12 protein-coding genes are annotated in these 11,323 nt (G+C 70.2%); 10 read left to right on the top strand and 2 right to left on the bottom strand.

Annotated features, from left to right (window positions below):
* Positions 1-248: 248 nt before the first annotated feature.
* The 6 genes from AOK17_RS08580 to melA all read left to right on the top strand — a co-directional run bounded on the left by AOK17_RS08580 (position 249) and on the right by melA (position 6,613).
* On the top strand, positions 249-1,094 hold the full coding sequence (locus tag AOK17_RS08580; RefSeq protein WP_055611734.1) for an endo alpha-1,4 polygalactosaminidase: 846 nt from the start codon (positions 249-251) through the stop codon (positions 1,092-1,094).
* A 12-nt stretch (positions 1,095-1,106) separates the two neighbouring features.
* Positions 1,107-2,429, top strand: coding sequence for an ABC transporter substrate-binding protein (locus AOK17_RS08575; protein ID WP_055611733.1), 1,323 nt, complete (start codon positions 1,107-1,109; stop codon positions 2,427-2,429).
* An 80-nt stretch (positions 2,430-2,509) separates the two neighbouring features.
* Positions 2,510-3,478, top strand: coding sequence for a carbohydrate ABC transporter permease (locus tag AOK17_RS08570; RefSeq protein WP_055611732.1), 969 nt, complete (start codon positions 2,510-2,512; stop codon positions 3,476-3,478).
* A gap of 26 nt (positions 3,479-3,504) precedes the next feature.
* Positions 3,505-4,353, top strand: coding sequence for a carbohydrate ABC transporter permease (locus AOK17_RS08565; RefSeq protein WP_055611741.1), 849 nt, complete (start codon positions 3,505-3,507; stop codon positions 4,351-4,353).
* A gap of 5 nt (positions 4,354-4,358) precedes the next feature.
* On the top strand, positions 4,359-5,306 hold the full coding sequence (locus AOK17_RS08560; RefSeq protein ID WP_055611731.1) for a carbohydrate kinase family protein: 948 nt from the start codon (positions 4,359-4,361) through the stop codon (positions 5,304-5,306).
* Complete coding sequence (gene melA / locus AOK17_RS08555) at positions 5,303-6,613, top strand: alpha-glucosidase/alpha-galactosidase (protein ID WP_055611730.1); 1,311 nt, start codon at positions 5,303-5,305, stop codon at positions 6,611-6,613. The genes AOK17_RS08560 and melA overlap by 4 nt, the downstream gene beginning before the upstream one ends.
* Before the next feature lie 37 nt (positions 6,614-6,650).
* Here melA and AOK17_RS08550 read toward each other — a convergent pair whose 3' ends face one another.
* Complete coding sequence (locus AOK17_RS08550; RefSeq protein WP_055611729.1) at positions 6,651-7,166, bottom strand: flavoprotein; 516 nt, start codon at positions 7,164-7,166, stop codon at positions 6,651-6,653.
* A gap of 31 nt (positions 7,167-7,197) precedes the next feature.
* A complete protein-coding gene (locus AOK17_RS08545) occupies positions 7,198-7,656 on the bottom strand; it encodes a nuclear transport factor 2 family protein (protein ID WP_055611728.1) in 459 nt (152 codons plus the stop codon).
* A 163-nt stretch (positions 7,657-7,819) separates the two neighbouring features.
* Here AOK17_RS08545 and AOK17_RS08540 point away from each other — a divergent pair, with 163 nt between their 5' ends.
* From AOK17_RS08540 to AOK17_RS08525, 4 genes are all read left to right on the top strand, one after another.
* Positions 7,820-8,392: a TetR/AcrR family transcriptional regulator gene (locus AOK17_RS08540; RefSeq protein ID WP_055611727.1), complete on the top strand. Its 573-nt coding sequence runs from the start codon at positions 7,820-7,822 to the stop codon at positions 8,390-8,392.
* Between the two features lie 124 nt (positions 8,393-8,516).
* Positions 8,517-9,977, top strand: a complete 1,461-nt coding sequence (locus AOK17_RS08535) for an aldehyde dehydrogenase family protein (protein ID WP_055611726.1) — start codon at positions 8,517-8,519, stop codon at positions 9,975-9,977.
* Positions 9,978-10,134: 157 nt separating this feature from the next.
* A complete protein-coding gene (locus AOK17_RS08530) occupies positions 10,135-10,758 on the top strand; it encodes a LysE/ArgO family amino acid transporter (RefSeq protein WP_055611725.1) in 624 nt (207 codons plus the stop codon).
* A 73-nt stretch (positions 10,759-10,831) separates the two neighbouring features.
* Positions 10,832-11,281, top strand: coding sequence for a nitroreductase family deazaflavin-dependent oxidoreductase (locus AOK17_RS08525; protein ID WP_055611740.1), 450 nt, complete (start codon positions 10,832-10,834; stop codon positions 11,279-11,281).
* Positions 11,282-11,323: the final 42 nt, after the last annotated feature.

Genomic DNA, 11,323 nt, shown 5'->3' with positions numbered 1-11,323 from the left:
ACTGCGCGAGCAACCCCGACCCACCCGCGCCCAACAAGACACCCCCCACCCGGCGGAGCCACCCGCACCCGGCGGCAGACTTGACGCACAGGAATTCGCACGGTTTGATCCAGGGCGTGCCCAGGCCCCCGGCCCGGCACGCAGAGGTACGCCCAGCCGGTATCGGACAAGGTTCTCAGTCCGGCCCAAGTCGCCAGGACCGTCACGGGGTCCGAGGCGGGGACGTACTCGCGATTGATGGAGCGGACATGCCCGTCAAGCGTGACGCCCGCGTAGGAGTGTTCAGGGTGGCCGCTGCCCTGTTCGTCCTCGCCGCACTGGCTTCGTGTTCGTCGGATCCGGACGGCAAGGGCCCGGACGAATCCACGAAGCCGAGCCCGAAGGCCGTTCGGCTGCCCCCCGTGCACGCGGGTTTCGACTACCAGATCGGCGGCGCCTATCCCCCGCCCGCCGGCGTCCGTATCGTCGCCCGCGACCGCAAGGCCGAACCCGCCCGCGGCCTCTACAACATCTGTTACGTCAACGCCTTCCAGGCCCAGCCGGACGAACGGGACGACTGGCCCGCCGATCTGCTGCTGCGCGACAAGAAGGGCAAGGTAGTCGTCGACGGCGACTGGGACGAGGCCCTGCTCGACATCGGCACACCCGCCAAGCGCGAGCGCGTCGCGGCCCGGATCGACGAGTGGATCGACGGCTGCGCGGAGAAGGGCTACGACGCCGTCGAGCCCGACAACTTCGACAGCTTCACCCGCTCCCGCGGGCTGCTGAGCGCGGCCGACGCCACCGCCTTCATCAAGCTGCTCTCGGACCACGCACACGCCCGGGGCCTGGCCATCGGGCAGAAGAACACGGTGGAGCTGGCCGGTCAACGAGGTCGTACGGGGCTCGACTTCGCGGTGGCGGAGGAGTGCGGCGAGTACGACGAGTGCGGTGAGTACGCCGAGGCGTTCGACGACCGGGTCGTCGTGATCGAGTACACCGACAACGGTTTCAGGAAGGCCCGTTCGGGCTTCGGCGACCGGCTGAGCATCGTGCGCCGGGATGTGCTGGTGTCGACGCCCGACAGCGCCGACTACGTCCGCAAGACCCGCTGACGGAGGCTCCAGATGGCTCGAACCCGAGGTCTGTTGTGCCCAGTTGAGCGCCGTGGCCTGATCAAAGGGGCTGCCGCGATCGCCGCCGCGCCGCTGCTGGGCGCATGTTCGCAGGGCGCGTCCGACGGCGTGGATGCCGACGGGAGAGTGACCGTGGAGCTGTGGCACGGCCAGGTCGACATCGCCAAGGACGCGATACAGGCGCTGGTCACGGAGTTCAACCGGACGCATCCGAGAATCCGGGTGGACGCCGGTGGCGGCGGGGTCATCTCCGACGCGATGCTCCAGAAGGTGACGGCCGCGCTGGCCGCCGGTTCGTATCCGGACATCGCGTACGTCTTCGGCTCCGACCTCGCCAGCATCGCCCGCAGCCCCCGGGTCGTCGACCTGACGGACGCGATGCGCGGCGGCCCCACGCCCTGGAACAGCTTCTGGGCGCCGGTGCGTGAAGCAGTCAGCGTGAACGGCAAGGTGCGGGCCGCTCCCGCGCTGCTCGACTCGCTGGCCGTCGTCTACAACAAGAAGCTGTTCCAGCAGGCCGGTGTCCCCTTCCCTGAAGCGGGCTGGACCTGGGACGAATTCACCGACACGGCACGGAAGTTGACCGACTCCGAACGGGGCGTCTTCGGTACCGGCTGGCCCGGCACCGGTGACGAGGACACGGTCTGGCGGCTGTGGCCGATGATCTGGGACCTGGGCGGTGACGTGGTCGCCGCCGACGGCAAGAGCATCGGCTTCGCCCGCCAGGGTGTCCGGGCGCTCGACACTCTGCGGCAACTCGTCCGGGACAAGAGCGTGTACGTCGACCCGAAGCCCGGCGGGGAGCAGATGTACCAGGTGTTCCTGGGCGGCCGGATGGCGATGGTCGCGACCGGGCCCTGGCAGCTGCCGGACATCCTGGACGCCGAGGTGGACTACGACGTCGTACCGCTGCCGTCCTACAGCGGGCGGCCGGTGACCATCTCGGGCCCGGACACCTGGACCGTCTTCGACAACGGCTCCGCACGCTCGCGGGCGGCCGTGGAGTTCGTCCAGTGGATGATGCGGCCGGAGCAGGACGCCCGTTGGGACATCCGGGCCGGGAGCCTGCCTCTCGGTTCCGCGACGGAGCGGCGCCCGCAGTGGCGGAAGCACTCCCGGGAGACCACGGGACTCGCGGTGTTCACCGACGCGCTGGACTCCGCCCGGGTCCGGCCCGTCCATGCCGCGTACCCCCAGATCTCCCAGGCCCTCGGCGAGGCGATCGTCTCCGTGCTGCTCGGCCGGGACTCCCCCGCCAAGGCGCTGCGCCGGTGCGCCGACAAGGCCGACGCGGCACTGCTCATCCCGCGCTGACCACTCACGGATCCGGCCCTTCACGGATCCCCCGCTCAACCTGTGCTGATCCCGCGCTGTACCAAGGGAGGAAGGCCGCAATGACATCACTGCCCCGCGCCATCACCCTCGCGCCGCAGTCCCAGCCACGGGCACCGGCCGTCTCACGGCGCGGCGCGCGGCGGCGCGCCCGGCGGGAGAAGGCCACCGCCTGGGCGTTCATCGCCCCGTCGGTTCTCGTCATCCTGGGCCTGGGCATCGTCCCGGTCGTCTGGTCGCTGCTGCTGTCGTTCCGCGCCGACGACCTGGTCACGCCGGGCCGCTGGGTGGGCCTCGACAACTACCGGGCGCTGGCCCAGGACCCCAACTTCCATACTGCGGTGGGCAATACGCTGCTGTACTCGGCGCTGTTCGTGCCGCTGAGCCTGCTCGGCGGTCTGGCGCTCGCGCTCGCCCTGAACCGGCGCATCCGTTTCATCGGCCTCTATCGGACCCTCCTCTTCATCCCGTTCGTGGTGTCCGCTGCCGCGCAGGGCGTGCTGTTCTCGTTCATCCTCGACCCGGAGTTCGGCGCGGCCAACTCGCTGCTGCACAAGTTCGGCATCTCGCCGCAGGGCTTCCTGACCGACCCCGACCAGGCCATGTACCTGCTGGTCCTGATCTCGCTGTGGAGCGGTGTCGGCTTCTGCGTGGTCGTCTATCTCGCCGCGCTGCAGGACGTACCGCGCGAACTCGTCGAGGCCGCCCGCATCGACGGGGCCGGCCGGTGGCGCGTACTGCGGCACATCACCCTCCCGGCCCTCACCCCCGTGACGGTCTTCCTGCTGCTGTGGCAGCTGATCACCGCGCTCCAGGTCTTCGACCTCGTGTACGTGACCACCAAGGGCGGCCCGCTCGGCTCGACGACCGTGATCGTGTACTTCGTCTGGCAGCAGGCGTTCCAGATGTTCACGGCCGGATACGGGGCCGCCGCCGCGTACGTCCTCGCGCTGGCCCTGCTGGTCGCGGGGGTGGCCCTGCGTGTCGTCCGGCGCCGGCAGGGGCGCGTCGTGGAAGGAGCCCTCCGATGAGCACGCGGACGATGAGCAATCGGACGATGGGTGCGCTCAAGGTGAGCGCGCGCGGGGCGAGTTGGCGCAGGGTGAGCCCTTGGCATCTGCTGCTCGCTCCCCTGGCGCTGGCGTTCGCGCTGCCGCTGGTGTGGCTGCTGCTGAGCTCGGTGATGACGAACGCGGAGATCAACCGGTTTCCGCCGGCGCTGTGGCCCGACGGCATCGATCTGGGCGGCTACCGGTACGTACTGGGCAACGCGATGTTCCCGCGCTGGTTCGCGAACTCGCTGATCGTCGCGTCGGTCGCCGTGGTGTCGAATCTGCTGCTCGGGTCGCTCGGCGGCTACGCGTTCGCGCGGATGCGGTTCGCGGGGTCGCGCGTGCTGCTCGGGCTGATGCTGGCGACCATGGTCATCCCGTTCCAGCTGACGATGATCCCGACCTTCCTGGTGATGAAGTGGCTCGGTCTGATCGACACGCTGGGTGCGCTGATCGTGCCGTCGCTGGTGACGCCCTTCGCCGTGTTCCTGTTCCGGCAGTTCTTCCTGACGCTGCCGAGGGAGATCGAGGAGGCCGCCTGGATCGACGGGTGTTCGCGGCTGCGCGTGCTCTTCTCGATCGTCATGCCGCTGGCCCGGCCCGCCCTCGCGACCGTCGCGGTGCTGACGTTCCTCACGACGTGGAACGACCTGTCCTGGCCGCTCATCGCGATCAACCACGACACGCAGTACACGCTCCAGTTGGGTCTGACCACCTTCCAGGGGCAGCACCACGCACGGTGGTCCGCGGTGATGGCGGGCAACGTCATCACGGTGCTGCCGGTACTGGTGGCGTTCCTGCTGGCGCAGAAGACGTTCGTCCAGTCGCTCACCTCCAGCGGACTGAAGGGGTAACCGCCTTGTCCCGAACCTTCGACCTCCTGGTGATCGGTGACGTCAATCCTGATGTCGTGGTGGGTCCGGTGCCCACCGCGATCGCCTTCGGCCAGCGTGAACAGCTCGTCGAGCGGGGCGCGTTGGTCCTCGGCGGGTCGGCGGCGATCATGGCGTGCGGGGCGGCCCGGCTGGGACTGCGGGTGGCCTTCGCCGGGCGCGTGGGGGACGACCCCGCGGGTGCGTTCGTCCGAGGAGAGCTCACCGACCACGGCGTGGACACCACTCATCTCACCGTCGACCCCCACCTGCCCACGCCCCTGACGGTGGTGCTCAACGACAAGGACGGTGACCGGGCCATCCTCACCTCGCCGGGCTGTCTGACGGCGACGAGTGCGCAGGACGTGCCCGAGGCACTGCTGGCCGACACCCGGCACGTGCACGCGGCGTCCTACTTCCTGATGCCCCGTCTGGCCCGGTCCCTGGCAGCCGTGTTCGCCCGGGCCAGGTCCCACGGGGCGAGCACCTCGCTCGACACCAACGACGACCCCGACGGCAGCTGGGACCGCGAACTGCTCGACCCCGTACTGGAGTTCACCGACATCCTGCTGCCGAACGCCGCCGAGGCCCGCGCGCTCACCGGAGAGTCCCAACTCGACGTGGCAGCAGCCTCGTTGGCGGAAATCGTCCCGCTGGTCGTCGTCAAGGACGGCTCCGAGGGCGCGCTCGCCCACGACGGGGAACGGGTCCGGCGCGTTCCGGCCGTACCGGTTGAACCGATCGACACCGTGGGCGCAGGCGACAGCTTCGACGCCGGTTTCGTCGCGGCGAGCCTGCGCGGGCTGGACCTGCGCTCGTCTCTCGCGCTGGCCGCCGTCTGCGGTTCGCTCTCGACCCGCGGCCACGGCGGTACGGCTGCGCAGCCGACGTGGCACGAGGCCTGCGCCCACACCGACCTGGAGAACCGCACATGACCGAGGTAAAGATCGCCTTCGTGGGAGCCGGCAGCGTGGTGTTCACGCAGGGGCTCCTGGCCGATCTGTTCGCCTTCCCCGAGCTGGGGCACGCCCGGATCGCCCTGCACGACATCGACGAGGAACGGCTGGCCACGGCGGAGGGAGCCGCCCGCCACATCGCGGACGAGCGCGGCGCCAAACCGACGATCACCGCCCACCTCGACCGGCGCGCCGCCCTCGAAGGTGCCGACTTCGTCGTCAACACCGTCCAGGTCGGCATGAACGAGGCCACCCGCACCGACTTCGACGTCCCGGCCCGCTACGGAGTGCGCCAGACCATCGGCGACACGCTCGGTATCGGCGGCATCTTCCGCGCCCTGCGCACCTTCCCGGTGCTGCGTGGTCTCGCCGAGGACATGGCCGAACTCTGCCCGGACGCCCTGCTGTTGAACTACACCAACCCGATGGCGATGAACGTGCTGTATCTGTCCCGCATCGCACCGGCCCTGCGCGTGACGGGCCTGTGCCACTCGGTGTACTGGACGATGCACGACCTCTCGCAGCTGGTGGGCGTCCCCTTCGAGGAGGTCTCCTATCTGGCCGCCGGCGTGAACCACCAGGCCTGGGTGCTGCGTTTCGAGCGCGACGGCCGCGACCTCCACCCGCTCCTCGACGCCGCGATCGCCAAGGATCCGGGTCTCCTGCGCCGCGTACGGGTCGACATGTACCGCAGGCTGGGCCGCTACCCCACCGAGACGAGCGAGCACTCCGCCGAGTACGTCCCCTGGTATCTGCACCACGACACCGAGATCGAACGTCTCCGGCTGCCGGTGGGCGCGTACCTGGGGATCATCGAGGAGAACACCGCCGAGTACGAGCGCACCCGCCGGGCCCTGCTCGCGGAGACTCCGCTGCCCGTCGAGGGCACGATGGAGTACGCGCCCCAGGTCATCCACAGTGTCGTGACGGGGACCCCGCGCACGATCTACGGGAACGTCCCCAACCGCGGGCTCATCGACAACCTGCCCGCCGACTCCGTGGTCGAAGTGCCTTGCTTGGCCGACGCGTTGGGCGTCCAGCCGACCCGTGTCGGCTCGCTGCCTCCACAGTGCGCGGCGCTCAACAGCGCGTACGTCTCGGTCACCGACCTGGTCGTCCGCGCCGCCACGGACGGCGATCCGCGGCACATCCGCCATGCCGCGATGGCCGACCCCGCGACGGCGGCGGCCCTTCCCGTGGAGCGGATCTGGGACCTGTGCGACGACCTCGTACGGGCTCATCGGGAGCTGCTCCAGCCGGAGTTGCGGGAGGAGCTGGGGCACTGACACCCGGCCCGGGCACTGACACCGGCCCGGGACCGGGTCACCGCTCCAGGAGGTCCAGGGCCTGCCCCCAGCGGAACTCCCGGCCCGCCGGGCCGCCGAAGGCGTGCTCGCCGAACCGGACGCCCATCCCGCGCAGCCTTTTCAGGCTGTCCTGATACGCGGGGTGGACCGTCAACGCCTCGCTCACACAAGGGAGTACGGAGATCGGCACCCCCATCCCGTACGCCTCGCAGAGTGTGCCGAGGGCGAGGGTGTCGGAGATCCCGGCCGCCCATTTGTTGATGGTGTTGAAAGTGGCGGGCGCCACGGTGACGGCGTCCGGGTCGGGGAAGGGGCGCGGGTCGCCGGGGGCACGCCAGGCGGACCGGATCGGCCTGCCGGTCCGCGACTCGACGGCAGCGGTGTCGAAGAAGCCGGTCGCGACCGGGGTCGCGAAGACCCCGACCTCCCAGTTCCGCTCCTGCGCCAGGGTGATCAACTCCTCGACCCCCTCGGCGACTCCGGCGGCGCAGACGACGACGTAGAGGAAGGGCTTCCGGGCCTGTTCAGTCACCCGGGAACCCTACGCGGCCCGCCACTGCCCGCTACTGAACAGGGAAGGAATCCCCTCGCTCCGCGTCCGGACGCGGGCCGTGGATCCGGCGTTCCTTCTCCTCGATCGGTACGTCGTTGATGCTGGCCTCGCGCCGCGTCATCAGGCCGTGCTCGTCGAACTCCCACAGCTCGTTGCCGTAGGAGCGCCACCACTGGCCGTCGGCGTCACGGCACTCGTACTGGAAACGGACGGCGATGCGGTTGCCGTCGAAGGCCCAGAGGTCCTTGCGCAGGGCGTACTCCTGCTCACGCGCCCACTTGTCGGTGAGCATGTCCACGATCTGGGCGCGGCCGGTGACGAAGGTGTCGCGGTTGCGCCAGACCGAGTCCGGCGAGTACGCGAGCGACACCTTCTCGGGATCGCGGGTGTTCCAGGCGTCCTCGGCCGCCTGGACCTTCTGGGCCGCGGTCTCATGGGTGAAGGGCGGCAGGGGCGGGCGGTCGGTCATGACGGCTTCCTCTCTATGACGGTGCAGCTCCACGACAAGGCAGTTCTATGGCCGTGCAGCTCGATGGCGGTGCGACGAGCGGGAGAACGTGCGTTCTCCCCCACGGCTGCTAACGTAGAGAACGTTGGTTCTCCCGTCAAGGCGTCAAGGAGTGGGCCGGTACATGGACAGCGCGATCGCCAGGGATCAGGCCCTGGACGCGGCGGAAACCCTGTTCTACGGGCGGGGCATACAGGCCGTCGGCATGGACGACATCCGCGGCGCGTCGGGGGTCTCCCTCAAGCGGCTCTACCAGCTGTTTCCCGCCAAGGAGCAGCTGGTGGTGGCCTACCTGGAGAGGCGTGACATCCGCTGGCGGCAGCGGCTGGCCGACCACGTGGCCGGGCACGAGGATCCCGGGCGACGCGTCCTCGCGGTCTTCGACTGGCTCGGCGAGTGGTTCCGCGAGCCCGACTTCAGGGGCTGCGCCTGGATCAACTCGTACGGGGAGCTCGGCGCCACGTCGGAGCGGGTCACCGCCCAGGTCCGCACCCACAAGCAGGCCTTCAAGGACTACCTGGCCGGCCTCGTGCGCGACGCCGGGTTGCCCTCAGACCTGGCCGAACAGGTCTATCTGCTCGCGGAGGGGGCCATGGTCACCGCCGGGATCGAGCAGAGCGGCCCGAAGCCCGCCGAGCAGGCCGGGCGGGCGGCCCGGATGCTGGTGGAGGGACACGGCGGGACCGTCGGCCATTGACTGATGTCCCGTCGAGTTGCAGACTCCAATTGAAGATTCAACGGAGAATTGTTCACCAGGCGAACACGTCACGGCTCCCGCTCGGAGCGCGGCGCATCGCCTCGCACGACGGGAAGAGCCGCGCATGACCCTCCATCGTGACCTGCTGATCGGCGGCAAGGACCTGCCCGCGACCTCCGGCCGCACCGCCGAGGACGTGAATCCCTACAGCTCACAGGTGTACGCCACGGTCGCCGCGGCCGGCGTCGAGGACGTCACCCGGGCCGTGGACGCCGCCGACGCGGCCTTCGCCGACTGGGCGGCGCTCGGGCCCGCCCAGCGGCGGAAGATCTTCCTCACCGCGGCCGACCTGCTGGAGGCCCGCACCGACGAGGCCGTACGGATCATGGCGGGCGAGGTCGGCGGGACCCGGCCCTGGGCCATGTTCAACGTCGGTCTCGCCGCGAACATCCTCCGCGAGGCCGCCGCCGCGGTGACCGCGCCGCGTGGCGAGGTACTGAGCGCGCAGGAGGAGGGCGCGCTGGGGCTCGCGGTCCGTGAACCGGTGGGTGTCGTGGCCGCCTTCTCGCCGTGGAACGCCCCGGTCATCCTGGGTGTCCGGGCGGTCGCCGCGCCGCTCGCCGCGGGCAACACCGTGGTGATGAAGCCGAGCGAGGACGCGCCGATCGCCTGCGGGCTGTTCGTCGCGGACGTCCTGCGCGACGCGGGCCTGCCCGACGGCGTCCTGAACGTGATCACGAACGCCCCCGAGGACGCGGCCGTCGTCGCCGAGGCCCTGATCGCCGACGAGCGCGTACGGGCCGTCAACTTCACCGGTTCCACGGGCGTCGGCCGGATCATCGGTGTGCACGCGGCCCGGCATCTGAAGCCCGCGGTCCTGGAACTCGGCGGCAAGAACTCCGTGATCGTGCTCGACGACGCCGATGTCGACTACGCGGTCGACGCCGCCGTCTTCTCCGTCTTCATGAACTCCGGGCAGATCTGCATGTCCGCCGACCGGATCCTCGTCCACGAGAGCCTCGCCGAGGAGTTCACCGCCAAGTTCGCCGCGAAGACCGAGTCCCTGGCGTCCGGCGACCCGGCCGACCCGCACACTGTCGTCGGCCCGCTCGTCACGACGGACGCCGCCCGCCGGGTCGCCGCGCTCGTCGAGGACGCCGTCGCCAAGGGCGCCACCGTGCTGACCGGCGGCGGCGCCCCCGAGGGCGCCGTGCATCCGGCGACCGTGCTGACCGACCTGCCGGAGGACGCCGACCTCTACCACGGCGAGGCGTTCGGCCCGCTCGCCGTGATCAGCACCTTCGGCACGGACGACGAGGCGATCGCCTTCGCCAACGCGACGGAACACGGGCTCACCTGCGGGATCATCACCGAGAACGGCACCCACGGGCTCAGGGTCGCCCGCCGGATCCGTACGGGGATCGTGCACATCAACGACCAGTCCGTCGCCGACGAACCGAACGCCCCCTTCGGCGGGTTCAAGGCCAGCGGCTACGGCCGCTTCGGCGGGCGCTGGGGCATCGAGGCGTTCAGCAACACACGCTGGGTGACGCTGGCGACGCAGCAGGCGCACTTCCCGTTCTAGGCGGTCCGACAAATGAGTTGCCCGGGCGGCTGCCCCGACGCCACCATCTGCCCATGACCACGAACGAAGCCCTTCTGCCGCCGACCTTCGCCGCCGCTCGTCCGGTGCGGGTCCAGCAGCAGTCCGGCCGACCGCGGAGGCTCTCGCTTCCGCGGTCGTGACCGCCGCGCTCGTCGCGGGGCTTCTCGCGGGCCTTGGCATCGCCATGCCCGTCGGAGCGGTCGCGACCTACCTCGTCTCCCTCACCGCCCGTACGTCCCTGCGGACCGGCGTGTGCGCCGCCCTCGGCGTGGCGACGGCCGACGGGCTCTACGCCCTGGTGGCCGCGCTCGGCGGCTCCGCACTCGCCACCGCCCTCCAGCCCGTACTGGTCCCGCTGCGCTGGGCCTCGGGACTCGTACTCGTCGCCCTCGCCGTACGAGGCGGAGTCGCCGCACTCCGCCAGTACCGCGAGCAGCGGCTCGCCACCCGCTCCGACCGGACGCCTGTGAGTCCCGGTCGCGCGTACCTGACCCTGCTCGGCATCACCATGCTGAACCCCACCACCGTCGTGTACTTCGCGGCGCTGGTCCTCGGCAGCAGTGCCGGCGCTGCCGCCGGCCTCCTTGAACAGGGTGTGTTCGTCCTGGCCGCCTTCGTCGCGTCGGCCGGCTGGCAACTGCTGCTCGCGGGCGGCGGTGCGCTGCTCGGCCGGGTTCTGACGGGTCGGCGGGGCCGGCTGGTGACGGCACTGGTGTCCAGCGCCGTGATCCTGACCCTGGCCCTACGCATGCTGGGATGAAATCAATGGGGTAGCCGTGTTCAACGGGGAGTCGGTACGAGTCGCACGAACAACGATCGATGGGATGGATGTCATGCCTCTCAAAGGCGAGTACGAACCGAGCCCCACCAAGTGGGTACGCGATCAGGTCGAGTTGTACGAGAGCTCGAACGGAACCGAGGGAACGACGTTGATGGACACGGGGTTGCCCGTGATCGTGCTGACCACCCTGGGTGCCAAGAGCGGGAAGATCCGCAAGACGCCACTCATGCGCGTGGAGCACAACGGCACGTACGCCGCCGTCGCCTCACTGGGCGGCGCGCCCAAGCACCCCGTCTGGTATCACAACGTCGTCTCCGATCCCCGCGTGGAACTCCAGGACGGCGGGACGCGCCAGGACATGACGGCACGCGAAGTGACCGGCGAGGAGAAGGCCCAGTGGTGGGAGCGGGCCGTCGCGGCCTATCCGGCGTACGCCGACTACCAGAAGAAGACCGATCGCGAGATACCGGTCTTCGTCCTGGAGCCGGCCGCCGGGAAGTGAGCGGCGCGGGCACATGACCGTGGGCGGTCACGGGGCACGGTC

Origin of the sequence: Streptomyces phaeochromogenes (genome assembly GCF_001418655.1) — a bacterium.
Taxonomy (GTDB): domain Bacteria; phylum Actinomycetota; class Actinomycetes; order Streptomycetales; family Streptomycetaceae; genus Streptomyces; species Streptomyces phaeochromogenes.
This window is presented reverse-complemented; position numbering and strand designations above follow the sequence as displayed.